Below are 16,664 nucleotides of genomic sequence, written 5' to 3' on the forward strand. Positions count from 1 at the left end.
CTCTTTGTTAAAGCTAGCTCTCCCAGACTGCAAGGACTTCGCCAGAGCTCCTCACTTCGCCGAAATTGGTGTTTATATTTTCAAGAGCTGACTCGTGTTGTTTTGCGTCATATGATGCCGTGAGGTCTTTAACCACTATTGCATAAAAGCCTCTCATGAAGGCATCGCGGACAGTTGTCTCAACACAGACATTGGTCGCACAGCCTGTTGCAATTATGGTTTTTATCCCCATCGAGTTTAAAGTTGCCTCAAATGGAGTATTGAAGAATGCACTGTATGCAGTCTTGGGAGATATGATATCAGTCTGTTCAGGCTTGATGCAAAGCTCCCCTGCCCATTCGTCCATAGAATTGTCTTTTAGAATTTGAGCCTTTCCATTTCTCACTATTATCTCTCTTGCAGTAGGAGACTTTTTAAAAGCAGTAACATCCTGTTTAATGAAAATCACTGGAACATTATATTTTCTCGCAGTGCGGAGAAACTTTTCAATGGGCGACACAATCCCTGATGTCAAAGGCTTTAATTCTCCTGAGCAGAAAATATTCTGTACATCCACCACGATAACTGCGGTATGCACAGGCGCTATTTTTTCTTCAAACGAGGGGCAGCCAAATTCATCCATTTTATTACCTTTGTTTTTCTTCTTTTAATATTGCAAACACGTTTGTAGACTTAACCTATTACAAATATATAATGTATCAAGATTTTTTTTATTAACTTACAATTACAAATGATAGAGCTGCTTTTCATAGTGTTGAACTCTGAATGCACACGCGCATGCCCATTCTGTTTTTATAACACAGGAAACCAGAGGAAAAGGAATGAGCGGCTCAATTCCGGAGATATACTCCGCTTTACTGATTTTCTCAAAAAACAGGGGCTTGCCAATGCAATCTTAAGCGGAGGAGAGCCGCTTCTTTTTGACGGTCTGGAAAGATTAATAAAAGAGCTTAGAAGTGCTGATATTTTTACATTGCTTCTCACAAACGGAGACCTCCTGACTTACGAGAAAAAGAAGGAGCTCAAGAAAAGCGGTCTTTCAGCAATATCAGTTTCTCTTCATGTCGACAGCGCTGATGAAATGGAACTTGAAAGAAAGATCACCTCTGCCGCAGAGGATATGGAGATCCCACTTACTTTCATCTTTGTTCTCACATCAGTGAATTTTTCATTAGCACAAAAAGCTTTGCAGCTTACCCGCAAGATGGGGAAAGGACTTATAATTCAGCCGGCCTTTATCCCATCTTTCAGTGGAAAAACCAACGAAAAAGCACGTAATTTGTCCATTGCGAACCTTCTCCCTGAAGATTTCGATAACTTAAAGAATGTTTTACTTGAATGGGGAAAATCATTTAATACTCTTGCCTTTGTGAAGCTTCTTCTCTCGCTTTATTCTAATCAGCCCGGCAGGCCAAAAGTGTGCGGCATGGGAGGGACATCTCTTGTTTTAAATTGCGACGGAGAGATTATCCCATGCTTTCACAGGGAAGACATTGTGCCGGGAAATATCCTTAAAGATGATTATGAATCAATCCTTAAAAAGAACAACCGGCTTTCAGCAGAGCTTCGCCATGCCGGCTGTTTCGGAGAGCACTGTGTCTCGCTGTTCACAGAGATAAGATAATTTTCGCGACTAAGGGGAAAGCATGTCTATCAGGACATCATCCAATGCCATCATAGCTCTTACTTTTTTTACCGGCTTTTATGGCATTACTCTCCAGTCAGCAATAGTCCGTGAAATACTTGTTGTCTCGTTCGGCAGCGAGCTCTGCCTTGGTCTTACTCTTTCCGGATGGTTATGCGGTATATCAATAGGCGCTTTTTTAGCCGGTAAAATCAAATCGGAAAAGTCAGAACAATTCCTTCTTCCCTCATTGATATTCATGCCTTTAAGTTCTTTTCCTGTAATACTGGCAATACGGTATGCAAGATTTTTCCTTAATGTTGAGCCCGGAGAGTATATCCCTTTTATCAAGCTCCTGTTTCTTTCAATAATACTTATCAGCACAGCAAGTTTTTTCGTGGGTTTTACCTTTCCTATTTTCTGCATGATGAAGAAGACCGCAACACCGGAAAAAGAAAGCAGCATAACTACAATCTATACCGCCGAAGCTGCCGGAAGCCTTGCGGGGGGATGTTTTTATACTTTTTTCTTTGTTATCTATTTTTCAACCTTTGAAACACTGATATTCTTAAATACCAGTGCCTTCCTGCTCCTCGCGCTTCTTTATCCTGCGATATCTCATGTAAAATTCAGACCATTGCTATTTGGTGTAATTGCCATTTTATTCTTCATCTCTTTAGTAACAGGCCTGTCCACTGGGATTAGCTCATTCTCAATAGAAAAACGATGGCAAAGCCTTGGAGGTGATATTCAACTCATAGAATCTGCTGACACAAAGTACCAGAACATCTCCATTGGCAGGAACAGCGGTCAATACAATATTTATCTTAACGGTATATATTCCTTTTCATTTCCTGACAAATATGGTGCTTCATTGACCGGAAATTTCATAATGAATGAACATCCCAATCCTAAAAAAATACTTCTTATCGGGGATGGACTCGCCGGAATAGTCGAGACAATGCTTTTATACCCGGTAGAGCGCATTGACTATGTAGAGCTTGATCCGTACCTGATAAAATTAATAACAAAATATGCTCCGCAGGAAAGCTTGAGGGTAATGGCAGACAGTAGGCTCCACATCCACAACACCGACGGAAGATATTTCATAAAAGAATCGTCTGAACACTATGACATCATATTTTCAAACCTTCCCGATCCATCTAATGCGATGATTAACAGAATGTTCACAGAAGATTTTTTCAGGGAGGCGAAAGAAAAATTAAACGATAGAGGAATATTTATAACATCCATCTCATCACAGTCCACCTATCTTGCAGGAAAACAGCTTCTCTATGCTGCTTCAGTTTACAACTCGCTTAAAGGTGTCTTTAAAAATATAGTTGCGGCACCCGGAGAAAGAATGTTTTTAATGGGAGGCGATTCACAGAGCTCGCCGACCTCTGATATAAGCGAGCTTGCTGAAAGATTTAAAGCTCGCGGCATCAAAAGCTCTTACTTTACCCCTTATCATTTCAATCTTCTCCTCCAGCCTGAACGAGTTGCCTTCATAAAAAGCAAGTTATCATCATCTTCAACGCTAGCTGCAAATACTGATATGGCTCCTGTGACATATCTTTATAACCTCATGCTGTGGGATTTCTACTCTGTAAAAGGAAGAGGGATTACTTTTTTTGCAAAGTTCGCGGAGTTCTTACGAAAGATTAAATTCATCTGGTATTGTTCTATACCATTTTTATTTTTTTCAGTAAGGCTTTTTTATATTTTATTCACCCGCCGGAAAAATATACTCAATGAGGCTTCATTCAACACAAGGCTCGCCATATTCATCACAGGTTTTTCAGGAATGGCGTTGAGCATAATATTGCTTTTCTCATTCCAGAGCATATTCGGTTATCTCTACAGCTTCATAGGGATTATCATTGCACTATTCATGGGAGGACTTACGGTTGGCGGATTTGCGGGGATGAAATATAAGGGCGGGCTGATCGAATGTCAGGGAGCCATAGCTTTAAATCAATTGCTGATAATGTTTTTTATAATTGCCTTGCCTCAAATATTAAAATCTTTCATCGCAATGGAAGCAGGAAATATCATCATGCAGGAGTTTGCATATTTAACTCTTATTCCGGTCTCAGGGTTCTTGACCGGAATTCAGTTTCCTCTTTCAGGGAGGATTCTTTCGCTTACAGGTATGAGTGTTCAGAAATCTGCCGCCGCAGTTGACAACATGGACCATCTGGGGGCATTCTTTGGAGCCATAGCAACAGGGGTAATCCTCGTCCCTATCCTCGGCATTGAATTTACATGTTATCTGATTGGCTTTATCAATTTTCTTATTGCAGCTTTATGGACTGTTTTCCTTTTTTTCGGCAGGGAGCAACGTCGGTCTGCTCGGGGAGCAGACCCTACAATTATTTCGTAGAGCAATATAGTTATTCGTCGTAGGGCACGTTCCCCGAACGTGCCGTGTAATATAATTTACCCCCAGACACCGGGAATCGGTCGTTTGCAGAACTTGCACTTTCCACCTTCAATCGAAACATCCGTGATGTAAAAACCAACCCTGCCAATTATTTTCTTTTTGCACTGAGGACAGTAGGTGTTTTCCCCCGGGTGCCCCGGAACATTGCCTACATAAGGAAAGTTCAAGCCAAAAGCCATAGCAGTGTTTCTTGCCATCTCAAGTGTTGAGACAGGGGTTACAGGAAGATTCTTTATTTTATAAGTTGGATGGAACTGTGTAAAATGAATAGGTACATCTGTGCCAAGATTCGTTTTTATCCACGAACACATCTGCCTTATCTCTGCCGGCGAATCATTGAGCGTCGGGATAAGAAGCACAACTATCTCAAACCAGATTCTACTCTGCTTTAAAAGCTTTAATGTTTCAAGGACAGGCTTAAGTTCAGCACTACATGTGTCCTTGTAAAATTTTTCCGTAAACCCCTTGAGGTCTATTTTGACGGCTCCCAAGTGTTTGCAAAGTTCCTGCATCGGCTCCTTTTCAATGAAGCCGTTTGATATCATAACGGTTTTTATTCCTGTCTTTTTCCCAAGCACAGCGATGTCGTGGACATATTCGTAAAAAACGACCGGCTCGGAATATGTACAGGCAATGGAGCGGGCGCCCTGTTTTGCCGCCTCTTTGTGGACATCATCCGGGGTGAGATAAACGCTTTCAACCTGCTCTGGTCGGAACTGGGCTATCTCCCAGTTCTGGCAAAACTTGCATTCAACATTGCATCCCGCAGTGGCAAGTGAAAATGCCGTAGTTGCCGGCAGATAATGGAAAAGAGGTTTTTTTTCTATCGGGTCTGTATGAATCGCGCATGGTCTTGAATATACTAAACTGTAATAAGTGCCGCCATGATTTTCCTTGTTGCCGCAGTAGCCGCGCTCCATATCTGCAATCCTGCATTTTCGCGGACACACCAGGCATTCTACACGAAGCTGGTCGATTTTCTTATAATACATGCACTCTTTAAGAGAGCGATTTCCCCCTGCTGCCGTCTCGCCTGCTTCAGATAAGAGAAGGATAGGATTCGAAGCAATATCACCTGCGGCAAATATACAGCCGCCTGCAACTGCACATTTTATGAACCTGCGTCTGTCCATGTTTTATAAGATAGCCCTTTGGAAAGGATTTTTCAATTTGGGATGAGGACGCTGTCTTTCTAAATAATCATGAAACTATCTTTATCCGGCTTTTATCAAAAACTCCAAGCCCCATATCTCCTGCTGTTTCTATATATTTAGGGTCGCGCTTTTCTTCGGCAAAGGGCTTAAGCCCTGCTGCTCTGCGCTTTTCAGTAATTATGTCGAAGCCTATGCGGTCTATCGCCACAGGATCCTCCGAAACAAGTATGCCGTTAAAATCCCATGTCCATTGCGGCTTATAAGATGGACCTCCCTGAAACTGCGCAGTGGTACCATCACAGACTATGAGCCGGACTTTGTCCTTTATAAGTGGGTGCATGTTAAGCTCTGCCACATAGGGATTGCATGCATTGTCATGATATTTGTTGGGATTGTGAATAGCTCCGTAAAAATTCTTCATCCCCAGCGAGACACCGGCAAGGTCATGGTCTTTCAGCACCGGAATATTTATTATGGTGCCGCATCTTTCTGAAAGTATCCTGCTGAAACAGCTTCCAACGGAACCGCTCATTCTTGGCTCCGGTTCATAGAGATTATTTGTTCCGAAACAGAGAACATCATTTCCTTTGCGGTTTACCGTAAACCCTGCACGAATAAGGTCATCATCTGTCCTGTCCCAGACAATTATCCTCTCCCGCTCTATCCCGGCAGATTGAAGGCTTGATATCACTGCTTCTACAAGTTCCCTGCTTGATGAGAGCCCCCGTCCTGCAAGGCAATTGACTTTTATGCCTATTGTATCAGTGCCGGGGAAAAGTGACTTTAATACATCGCGGGGGTCAGTAACCCCAAAAATCTTTTTGATACTTTCATCAAACATAGAGCGGAGAACATCGCCTCGGAGCTCTCCGTTTTTGTCTCTAATGTCACCCCGTTTTGAAACTGCGACAACAGGCTTTTTTTGGATTTTAGGTGTGCTTCTGAGAACCGTGCCGCTCTCACCAGAGGGGTTTATCTTATTATTGATCTTATTAATAAGAGTATCAAAAATGGATTCTGCGGAACTTATATTTTTAAGAAGACTTGCAATAAAACCGGCGCTGATCCCTGCAGTAACCTTAACGAATTTCCTTCTCTTCATTTTGCTTATTTCTCATGCTCTGAAAAAACCTGTGCTTCGAACTTCATTATCTTCGCACCTGACTTCCATGCATCGGAAGGCAATCCTGCCTTGGCACAGAGTTGTCTTAAAAAAGTATCACGGTCCCATCCATATTCAACCGGCACCTGCGGAAGGAGAAGCCCCCTGCTCCACCCTTTCTCGATTATCAGCCCGTCTCTGCCAACTTCTATTTCAGAAACATTAGCAACCGGGACAGGTACAGTGAGCACCGATATTTCGATATCACAATCTTTTTCCTCAGATGATTTCATAGGCTCAAAACGCGGATCCCTCGTGGAAGCATTAATTGCATTATCAACAATGGTTTCGTAGAGAGGTTTTATTCCTTCAACATAACCGATGCATCCTCTAAGCATGCCGTGTTTTGTTATCGTCACGAAAGCGCCGCGTTTTTGTTTGAGCTTATCAGATACATTGAAATTATTTATGAAGGACTTATCTACGCTTTCTCCTTTGAGATAACGGCGCAATGTCGCCCTTGCTAAATCAAGCAGCATCTTCTTTTCATCAGTATTTAGTTTTAATCCATCCACCACTTCACCTCCTGTTAAAGCTTTTTTATAAACTTTTTTATAAAATAGAACCGTTGCATAACTTACACTGCTTTTGAAATCACCCGTAACATCTCCTGACGTATAATAGGAAACAAGTTCCCCCTTGCAATCAGCCGGAAGAATTCTCGTCAGTATTGCGATTGGAGCTCTGCCGCATATAGTCACTCCTGTATCAGTGAAATACTTTATAAAGCCATCAGAGTCTTTTGCGATTATTTTTTCAACCGCACCCATATCAAGTTTCTTTAGATTCTCTTTAACCGGTTCACCAAAAGGGACATAATTAAAATTAGGTCCATAATGGGTAAAATCAGAACTCGCTATCAGCAACGTCCTGCTGTCAACAAAAGGTTTTATGGCCTCTGCAAGTTCATCATACTCACTGCCGCCCACATCACCGACAAGGAGTGGGACTATCTTAAAATCCTTTAGCACTGTTTGAAGGAAAGGAATTTGGATCTCTATGGAATGTTCCTGTCTGTTTGCCTCAAGGTTTGATGAAAACCCTTTTTTCTTTAAAAGCGCATCGCATGTCTGCCGGTCAACACTCGCTCTTCCCAATGGTGTTTCAAAGTAATCAACAGGGGCAATGGCAATCCCTCTAAAATAGGAATAATGGGAAGGTGCAATTATTATTACCCTGTCATAGCTTTTGCCGGAAAGATAACTATAACCCGCAGCAGCACCCTTGCCTGAATATACATAGCCTGCATGCGGCTCTATGAGCGCGACAGGCTCTGTCTCTTCCTTTTTTAAACTGCTACTGCCCGTATTGGAAAGAAGATAGGAATTTATATTTTTAGCAAGTGTTTGAAAATCTGCCGGATACCAGGAGCCTGCAAGCGCCGATGGTCTAACAGTTGGCTCACTCTTCTCAGTCTGGGCTTTTGCACAGGAAGGAGAAACAAACAAAAGAAGAAACATGACAGCAACAGCTTTAATTAACTGCTTCATGCTTTCATTATATAAAAAAAAGGATTTATTTCAAATAAAGATGGGACTTCGCTGCTTTGAGTTTCTTTCAAAGCCTTCCCTGATTTTTAAGTTCCGTAATTATACTGTTTATCTGAGGCATTGCTTCGAGAGCGGCTTTTTCTCCTTCGATGATAGCTTCGTGTCTTTTCTCGAATTCTGTTGTGTCTATGTAGCCTACCTTCGGCCTTATAACTATATCAGCATCGGCAAGCTGGCTTATCGCAAGTTTTGAATACATGATGTTGATGGAGTGTAAGATGGTGTCTATTGTTCCTGTTGGCTTCTCTTTATCAAGGTCAGCCAATATATCTACAGCTATTACAACATCTGCCCCCAGCCTTCTGGCAGCATCAACCGCCACCGGACTTACAACCCCTCCGTCTATATACATCTTGTCAGTGATAATCACAGGTCTGAATATCCCGGGGATAGAACAACTAGCCCTCACAGCCAAACCTGTATTCCCTTTCCCGAACACAATCTCTTTCCCCTCGGGAATCTTTGTTGCAACTGCATAAAAGGGAATTTTCAGTTTCTCTATTGGCGTATTCTTTAATGCATTATTGATAAAATTTTCTATCTTTTCGCCTTTCACGAATCCATTATCAGGTATGGTAAAATCCACAATGACATCCTTCTCCATAGTAAGCGCTATCTTTTGAAGTTCAAAGCCATCGTAGCCATAAGCATAAAGGCTTCCGACAAAGCTTCCTGCACTTGTTCCGACAACCATATTGATGGGAATTTTATTCGCTTCAAGGATTTTCAGCACCCCTATATGGGCAAAGCCTCTTGATGCACCTGCACCGAGAACAACAGCTATTTTTACGGGTTTTGGCGGAGGTTTAACAACAACCTCCTTGTGCGCGCATGCGGAGATAATAACCAGCGATATAATAAAAAAATAAAATTTTTTCATGACTTCCGTGAAGTTTATTTTTTAAAGACCTTTGCCAGTTCGGCCCTTACAAGCTCAAGCCTGTCCTGTCCCCAGAAAAGTTCATTGCCGACTATGAGAGTGGGAACTCCGAATACTCCATCTGCATTTCCTTCTTCTGTTGATTTCTTAAGGCGCTCTTTCAGTGATGGGTCGCCAGACTTTTCTCTGAACTCTTTTTCATCAAGCCCTATGGATTTGGCAATATCCGCAAGAACATTTATCTCGCTTATATCAATCCCTTTCCCCCAGAAAGCATGGTTTGTGGCAATAAGGTACTTCTTGCCTTTGCCTGCATCATTAGCGATGAAAAAACATTCCTTATGAAGAGAACCCTTGGGCGGACCTTTAGGAAATGTAAGTTCAAGTTTGTAATACCCGGCAAGACGCCTGATATCGGCTGTCATGTGCTTTAATTCCTTAGGGTCAGGTGGAGATGAATCTGCAGGCTGCTCTATTACATATGGCTTAAGTTCCCATTTAATCCCGAATTCCTTTTCCATGTCAAAAATTCTCTTGTTGCCGTAGTAACAGAAAGGACTGGTAGTGCTGAAATAGTATTGCAGTTTCATGTCAAATCCCTCCAAATAATTTATCAAACTTTCCTTAAGATATATCTGATATCTTTTTTTAAGACAATGGAAACCATGGAATGTTCAAATGCCAGATCTATTCTTTAAACCACTTTTGCCAGTCCCATAAAGAATATTATGGCAGCATTATAAATACTTGGAGCAAGAACCTTTGGAGAGTTACTGCAGAGAAAGGTTAATGGCTTCGCTTTCTAAAAACTCAAGAAGTATTGATGAGAGAGTCTTGTAAAATTGGCATGAAGCATTTTTGCAAATCTTATCCTTAAGCATCGGCACCCATTTGAGAAGATGCTCCTTGAGGAAAGCACTCTCAGCAGACAAGAGCTTTTCAACCTTCTTTTTATTATTTTTCTGGTACAACAATTTTTCCTCCTCTTCACAAAGGCAAGCCATGAAGGCGAGCTCCAAGCCTATGTGGTCAGGAGGTCCATTATACTTCGCTGCATAGTTAAACTTAAACCGGCAATAGAATTGCTTTACATTTATAGTGGATTCCCCCCAAAGTCTGCTGCTTCCATTTCTGAAAACAGACTCATAAGGTGTCACATAGGATTTGTAGGGGATTCTGAACAGCCGCTGGTATTCCTGTACAAGCTCACTTTTTGAATCTGTTTCAAGCTCCGGAACAAATTCCTTTACGGCAGCGATAAACTCTTCATCAGGTGGCTCAAGAAATGCCCTTGCAAAAAAGGCATAGAATGAGTTTCGGTTTGCTGTTTCTTCCTTCACCAGGGTGTTATGTTCCAATCGTCACTCCCCCATTCAAATGTCACAGAAGGATTGGTATGTTTTCTGTCTGAAAATTTGACAGGTGCTTCACCGGTATTCCCCACATCTTCACCAAAGCTGAGAGCTTTTCCTATGCAGGTGTTTGCACAGGCAGGCTTAAGCCCTGTGAGACTCGTACGCCCGGAATCAAGCACTCTGTGAACGCAAAATGTGCATTTTTCAACCTTGCCGGTCTCGCTGTTAAACTGCGGAGCGCTATAAGGGCAAACCTTTGCGCAGTACTTACAACCTATGCACTTGTCCTGATCAATAAGCACTATCCCGAAATTGTCATCCTTTGATATGGCGCCAACAGGGCACGACTTAAGGCAAGCAGGTTCGTCACAGTGGAAGCAGGACATCGTCACAAAGAGTCTCTTGGGGGCAGACTCGTCTCCTCCCTGCTTTTCAATCACCTGCCTGTACCTTGCACCTTTATTAGTATTCAATTCAGCATTGCATGCCATGGCACATGCCCTGCATCCTACACACTTCCCTAAATTTATGGTCCATCCGAGCTGGCTCATACTTATCTCTCCTTTCAATTTATTTTAATAATCATATAGCTTTTTCAACTTTGACCTTGCTTATATAGAAACATGCCTGCCCTGAAATAGGGTCTGTCAGGCATGTATCTGCAAAATCCGGATCACCCCTCTGCACAAGATTTCCGTTCGGACCTGCTCCTATCTTGGCGTTATAGTCTGTGGCAGTGCTTCCAACAGTATAAGGCTGCGAGCCAAACCATTCCCTGCCGAAGTGATGGTCAACAACAACTGATTTTGCCCTAAGCCCTGCAATTACCCTAACTTTCCCTTTTATGCTGCTGCCATTTGGAGATGATATTTCAACTATGTCTCCGGTCAGGACTCCGAGTTCGGCAGCATCGCTTGTATTGAGATATACAAATCCCTCAGGCTGAATCTCAAGCGCCCATTCATTGCTTGTTGACCTAGACTGGGTATGCCATGCCCTTTTATATGTACTTAGAGTATATTCATATTCGGTATCATCTATTTCCGCCCCCTTAAGTCCGACGTATGGCTCCTCCCATAAAGGCACTCCCGAATATTCTTCACCGCTAAATGCGTTCTTATAGTGGGCAACCTTCTCGCAGAATATATTTATCAGGTCGCCGTACTTATTCTTGACCCAGCCTGTAGCGCTTGAGTCTTCAACCTGTGCAGGGTTTTCCCATCTGCCTGCCATTTGTATATATTCAACAGAACTGTCGCCCGGAACACCGGTTGCTCCTTCATCGCCAAGCCCCGATGAGAAATCTCCAAGCTTTAAAACTTCATCCCAGATCTGATAAGCAGTATCAAGGTTCTTCCCTGTCCCCATTCCATCTGCCCCGAAGTTTGGAAGGTCGAGGAGCTTTGCCATCTGGACGAGCTGTTCATCATAAGGCATTGGTCCGCTCCATGCTGCAAGGAGCTCTGCTGCTGTGGCAAAGGAACTTCCCGTCAAAGTGGCATCTGCAGGCACATATATCCGCGCAGACCTTCCATCGATCGTGATTTCCTTGTACGTGCCTATTACGGGTCTTCTTATTGTGCCGGCTTTTGTCTTAAGAGTCGGATAGCTTGTGAATGGCAGTGAATATCTCTCAAAATATGTGGTATCAGGGAGAATATAGTCAGACAATGCCGCTGTTTCATCCATGAATATAGAACATGACACCAAAAGCGGTATCACATACTTTTCCCCATTTTTCTTTACAAGAGCATCCCTTACTCCCTGGCTGTTAGCCTGTGTGTATGCTGGGTTATGGCAGTAAATCACCATAGCTTTGCAATTATAGGGGTAGCCCACAGCAGCACTCGGTATAGTTTCTTGCGTTACAACGCCTGCAGCAGGATACCACTGTCTTGTGGGAGTTGTTGCAATGCCTTCATATGCTGAACCTGCCCTGTCAATTCTTATCCCGCTTGTAAGACTGCTTGATACAGGCTTCGAGGCATCTTTCCCTCCAAAGCGGGCACGTGTGCAATATCCTCCGATTCTGTCAACCCTTCCTATTATGGTGTTGAGAATCATCACTGCCCGCGCTGTCTGATAACCATTTGGATGTGCCCATGCTCCCCTGTAAGATTCCACGCAGGATTTTTTTGTACCTGATGACAACTCATCAGCAATAGCCTCTATAATAGTTGAGCTTACATCGCAGAGTGCTGCCCATTCGCTGACTGTCTTGCTTTCTATCTGTGTTTTAAGGAGCGTAAAGGAAGTTGCGCACTCAACACTGTTGACCGTACCCTCAAAATCAAGGGTTGCTGTGGAAGTTGAAGAATAGAGGGTTATAGTACCGTCATCCTTCCTTACTGTAAAAGGAACTACCACTGATGCACCTGTTGACGCAGAAGCCGCCTTTGTATTAAAACTTGCCCTCGTGCATCCGCTTCCCGATGTGCCAAGTGTGTTGCCTGTATCATCCTTTGCAGGATAATAGATTAATTCCGAGCCTATCTTTATAAATCCCTTAGCCGGGAATGTGCTTGAATCAGCTACAGGTATAACAGTAGTTGAAGTAGTTATATCTGAGGCAAGAGTCGTCACGCCGTCAGTGAGTCCAGCGGCAGAGGCGTCAAGGAATTTCTCGCCTTTCCCTTCCGCTGTTTCAACGAGATATGCGGCATCGGTATAGTTCTTGTAGCCCGCCGTATTTGCATCGGCCTCATTTGGTATGGAAAGATAACTGCTGCTATGCGTGTTTTGGTCTAAAATCCTTCTCATAATACCCATTACCAGCGCAAGGTCTGTGCCGGGCTTTATGGGTATCCACTGGTCAGCTTTTGAAGCAGTGTGCGTAAAGAAGGGGTCAACCACTATGAGCTTTCCGCCCTTTGCCTTCATACTCATGAGCTTTCTTGCCCAATAATTGGTCGCAACATTTGCCTCAAGAGGGTTTGTCCCCAGAAGTACCAGATATTCCACGTTGTCAAGCTCAACTCTCAGGTAGTCGTAAGCTGCCTTCTTTGGCTTAGTGAATGTGGTCTTTGTAGGTAGCGCATAGTTTGTGTTGCAGAGGGAACTGTGCTCTATATGGTTTATAGTGCCATAGCTGTCATTAAACCTCTTTGTTATCTGGGATATCTGGTCTCTTCCTCTTATCCACACATACTGGTTTGCCTTGTAGCCAAAGTTTGAGGCATCCCCGCTTTTTGCCTCATCTGCATAATTTGTGTCTGATGATGTGAGTTTCTCTGATGCCCTTTTGGATGAATCAGGTGTTCCTCTTATGGCGCTCAATCCTTCGAACGCCCCCTCAGGAAGTGTTCCTCCGTTTATTATCTCATCAAATGCCTGACTCCATGAGATTTCCTCCCATTTCCCCTCACCTCTTGTGCCGGTCCTCTTCAACGGGTTCTTTATTCTGTAAGGATCATAGAGGGTTTTTATACCGGCATTTCCCCTGCCGCATGGTGTTCCCGAGTTTTTATCAGGATCTGTAATATCAGAAAGAACCGCCTCTGCGCCTGCTGTTGAATAATCATTGGTGTGGGGGCAGAAGGGATTGCCTTCCACCTTCTGAACTATGCCGTTGATGTCAACTTTAACCTGTATACCGCATCCCGCATTGCACATCATGCATGCTGTTCTTATTATCTTTACCCCGTCGGCATCAGCCAGCGGGTCAGGGTTTATGTCATCATCAAGGGCTGCAAGATTTCCAACCTTGAATCCGCCAATAAATGCTGTGGTTGTTGCTGCAACAGCACTTGTTTTCAGGAAAGTTCTTCTTGTCACAAAGAGTTTCTTCTTTTCTTTATCCGTTAAGCTCATTTAATTTCTCCTCCTCTGAACTTTTTAATTTTTTATTCCATGTAAAACTTTGCATACGTTTTAGTCTTATGGCATGTCACACACAGCTCAACGTCAACATTCCTGCGGATGTTCTTGGCAGAGCCCTCAACAATATCAGTTGTTTTATGACAATATGTACATTTGACAGTTTTGGTTGCCCCCGGAATTGCCGGAAGCGAAAGCTTTTTCATATGAAATGTAGGTACCGATGCTTTAAGACTTTTTTCAGTCATAATGCTGAAATGGCACGCAAAATTTGTGCAGTCGTTCCTGTAAGATTGAGAAGTACTGTTATGAATTGAAACATAGGAACCTGTAAAATCCTCTATTTCAACAGTCGCTGATTTAACATTGAAAGCACCTGCCTTTGTATATTTCTTCCCGTTGGGGTTGGTTACAATAATTTTCTTTTTCCCTAATGTTGCCTCAGGTCCTATTATCACACTTGCCTCGATAAGCTTGGAGGACTTATATTTTATAGAATTTACAACTAGCTGGGAATCATTGAATTCTACATTTAATATGTTATTCCCTTTAGTCTTTGTAAAATTAGATCCCTTGATCTTTATCTTGACAGTCTTGCCGAGAGAGCCTGCCGAGGGTGTCACTGTTACGACTTTGGGTTTACCTGCAGAAAACACCATATATGCAGGTATTGAAAGGGCAAGAATAAAAAACCCTATTAACCATAACCTGTGTCTCTTGAGCATAATTCGACCTCCCCATATTAATCATTTTGATTTGAATTGATTTCCTTCAAAGAGCTTTTGAAATTCTTTATCCCTTTCCCCAGTCCTTCGCCTATCTCCGGAAGTTTTCTCATTCCGAAAATCAAAAAAACTATTAATAAAATTACCAATAATTCCTGAATCCCAAGTCCTAACATTAAATTATCCTCCGAAAAATAGAACTCCTCTATTTCCATCCTCTTCCTCAAGGAACTTTGGAGGATACCTCTTGGAAGAGGGTGGAATAGATAAACCACAGTACCTAACCTGCTAACTGCAGAAAACACTTTTGCAAAATATGTGCCAGTCATGCGGAAAGAAGTTTTTATTAAAGGCAGTAGAATAAAAGCAGGAAATTCAGAATGTTAAATTATGGAATAATGAGAAACTCAGATGCGGATTATGACAAAGTGACGGAAAATATTCGATAAAGTTATGAGAGCCGGGCTCAATATATAAATAACATTTTGATTTATTGGACAAACATTGATAACGGATTCCCGGCTGAGTTTGAGCGGATAACCGTTAAAAAGGGGTACTATTTACTCTTCCATCCCATGTTTCAATAATTTATCGCAAAAAGTTGTTCTTTTCATTTTTAACAGGTTAGCTGCAGCAGTCTTGTTTCCATTGCCTTCTCTTAAAGCCCATTTCAATAATGCCTTTTCAGCAAGATCGATTATTTCTATGAAGCTTTTACTCTCATTAATCAGAGAAATGACATCTCCGAAAAATGAACTCTCATTTTCAGGCATAAATGAACGCACCATCTTTTCATCTATGGCTCTAACACTCTTATTCAATGTCACGAGCCGCTCCGTAAAATTCTCAAGCTCCCTCACATTCCCGGGCCAATTGTATGAAAAAAGAGGAGTCAATGCAGCACCACTAATTTCCGGAAAATTTACCTTCTCCCTTTCACAATATTTTTTCAGAAAAAAATTAAACAGCAGTGAGATATCCTCTTTTCTTGCCTTTAAAGGAGGAAGGTCTATTCTTACAACATTTATCCTGTAATAAAGGTCTTCCCTGAACTCACCTTTTTGCACTTTTGCTTTAAGGTCAACTTTGGTAGCTGCTACTATGCGAACATCAACAGATATTGGCTTGTTTCCCCCGACCCGTTCGATCTCTCTTTCCTGCAATACTCTCAGGAGTTTTACCTGTAAATCAAACGGCATGTCATCAATGTCATCAAGAAAGATTGTCCCGCGATGAGCCAATTCAAATTTTCCTGACTTTTCTCTTATAGCACCTGTAAAAGCTCCTTTTTCATGACCAAAAAGTTCAGATTCAAGAAGGTTAGGATTGAAAACAGAACAGTTTATCTTGATAAAAGGCCCGTTCTTTCGAACGCTATTATAATGTATAGCGTTTGCTACAAGTTCTTTCCCGGTTCCGCTTTCCCCCTTTATGAGAACAGTGCAGGAGCTGTCAGAAACTGAATCAATCAGCTCATAGACAGCCCGCATTTCTTTTGATTTGCCTACAATATTGCAGCAGTCATACTTATCTTCAAGCTTTTCCTTAAGCAGCAGATTTTCTGACTTTAACTCTTTTATCTTGATTAACCTTTCTATAATCACGAGCAGTTCTTCAAGCTCAAAGGGCTTTTTTATATAGTCAAAAGCCCCCTGCTTCATTGCTTCAACCGCTGTATCAACTGAGGCAAAAGCCGTCATTATGATAAAATCAAGCGAAGGCTTTATCTCCTTTGCTTTTTTCATCAAGGTTATCCCGTCAAAGGAGGGAAGCCTTAAATCTGACACTACAATATCAGGGTCAAAATTCCCTATGTTCGAGAGTGTGGAGACAGGATTGTCAAATGCCAAAATATTAAATCCTTTCTCCTCAAGAAAGTCCTTTATAGTCTCTCTCTTTATCTCCTCATCTTCTACAACCATAATCTTCAATGTCATATTAACAAAACCTCA

The 16,664-nt window shown here is 42.3% G+C and carries 14 protein-coding genes; 2 read left to right on the forward strand and 12 right to left on the reverse strand.

Annotated features, from left to right (window positions below):
- Positions 1 to 13 precede the first annotated feature (13 nt).
- The gene (locus HZA77_12120; protein MBI5376176.1) at positions 14 to 622 is read right to left on the reverse strand and encodes a cysteine hydrolase; all 609 of its coding nucleotides are present in this window, start codon (positions 620 to 622) and stop codon (positions 14 to 16) included.
- Positions 623 to 730: 108 nt separating this feature from the next.
- On the opposite strand from HZA77_12120, the gene HZA77_12125 reads away from it, so the two are divergent.
- Together HZA77_12125 and HZA77_12130 are read left to right on the forward strand one after the other, a co-directional pair.
- Positions 731 to 1,624: a radical SAM protein gene (locus HZA77_12125; GenBank protein MBI5376177.1), complete on the forward strand. Its 894-nt coding sequence runs from the start codon at positions 731 to 733 to the stop codon at positions 1,622 to 1,624.
- Between the two features lie 22 nt (positions 1,625 to 1,646).
- Positions 1,647 to 4,010: a hypothetical protein gene (locus HZA77_12130; GenBank protein ID MBI5376178.1), complete on the forward strand. Its 2,364-nt coding sequence runs from the start codon at positions 1,647 to 1,649 to the stop codon at positions 4,008 to 4,010.
- Between the two features lie 56 nt (positions 4,011 to 4,066).
- On the opposite strand, the gene amrS is transcribed toward HZA77_12130, so the two are convergent.
- The 11 genes from amrS to HZA77_12185 all read right to left on the reverse strand — a co-directional run bounded on the left by amrS (position 4,067) and on the right by HZA77_12185 (position 16,649).
- The gene (amrS, locus tag HZA77_12135) at positions 4,067 to 5,203 is read right to left on the reverse strand and encodes an AmmeMemoRadiSam system radical SAM enzyme (protein MBI5376179.1); all 1,137 of its coding nucleotides are present in this window, start codon (positions 5,201 to 5,203) and stop codon (positions 4,067 to 4,069) included.
- Between the two features lie 67 nt (positions 5,204 to 5,270).
- Positions 5,271 to 6,326 carry a DUF362 domain-containing protein gene (locus HZA77_12140; GenBank protein MBI5376180.1) on the reverse strand — a complete coding sequence of 352 codons (1,056 nt, stop codon included), beginning with the start codon at positions 6,324 to 6,326 and terminating at the stop codon, positions 5,271 to 5,273.
- Between the two features lie 5 nt (positions 6,327 to 6,331).
- The gene (gene amrB / locus HZA77_12145; GenBank protein MBI5376181.1) at positions 6,332 to 7,876 is read right to left on the reverse strand and encodes an AmmeMemoRadiSam system protein B; all 1,545 of its coding nucleotides are present in this window, start codon (positions 7,874 to 7,876) and stop codon (positions 6,332 to 6,334) included.
- Between the two features lie 67 nt (positions 7,877 to 7,943).
- A complete protein-coding gene (locus HZA77_12150) occupies positions 7,944 to 8,816 on the reverse strand; it encodes a patatin-like phospholipase family protein (GenBank protein ID MBI5376182.1) in 873 nt (290 codons plus the stop codon).
- 14 nt (positions 8,817 to 8,830) lie between these two features.
- Positions 8,831 to 9,406: a 2-hydroxychromene-2-carboxylate isomerase gene (locus HZA77_12155; GenBank protein MBI5376183.1), complete on the reverse strand. Its 576-nt coding sequence runs from the start codon at positions 9,404 to 9,406 to the stop codon at positions 8,831 to 8,833.
- 180 nt (positions 9,407 to 9,586) lie between these two features.
- Positions 9,587 to 10,174 (reverse strand): molecular chaperone TorD family protein, encoded by a 588-nt coding sequence (locus tag HZA77_12160; GenBank protein MBI5376184.1) that lies wholly within the window; start codon positions 10,172 to 10,174, stop codon positions 9,587 to 9,589.
- Positions 10,153 to 10,722, reverse strand: a complete 570-nt coding sequence (locus HZA77_12165) for a 4Fe-4S dicluster domain-containing protein (protein ID MBI5376185.1) — start codon at positions 10,720 to 10,722, stop codon at positions 10,153 to 10,155. Before HZA77_12165 ends, HZA77_12160 begins: the two co-directional genes overlap by 22 nt.
- A 31-nt stretch (positions 10,723 to 10,753) precedes the next feature.
- Positions 10,754 to 13,981, reverse strand: a complete 3,228-nt coding sequence (locus HZA77_12170; protein MBI5376186.1) for a molybdopterin-dependent oxidoreductase — start codon at positions 13,979 to 13,981, stop codon at positions 10,754 to 10,756.
- A gap of 32 nt (positions 13,982 to 14,013) precedes the next feature.
- Positions 14,014 to 14,712, reverse strand: coding sequence for an IPT/TIG domain-containing protein (locus HZA77_12175; GenBank protein MBI5376187.1), 699 nt, complete (start codon positions 14,710 to 14,712; stop codon positions 14,014 to 14,016).
- 17 nt (positions 14,713 to 14,729) lie between these two features.
- Positions 14,730 to 14,888, reverse strand: coding sequence for a twin-arginine translocase TatA/TatE family subunit (tatA, locus tag HZA77_12180; GenBank protein ID MBI5376188.1), 159 nt, complete (start codon positions 14,886 to 14,888; stop codon positions 14,730 to 14,732).
- Between the two features lie 384 nt (positions 14,889 to 15,272).
- Positions 15,273 to 16,649, reverse strand: coding sequence for a sigma-54-dependent Fis family transcriptional regulator (locus tag HZA77_12185; GenBank protein ID MBI5376189.1), 1,377 nt, complete (start codon positions 16,647 to 16,649; stop codon positions 15,273 to 15,275).
- Between the last annotated feature and the right edge of the window lie 15 nt (positions 16,650 to 16,664).

This window comes from Candidatus Schekmanbacteria bacterium (assembly GCA_016219965.1).
GTDB lineage: Bacteria > Schekmanbacteria > GWA2-38-11 > GWA2-38-11 > J061 > JACRJM01.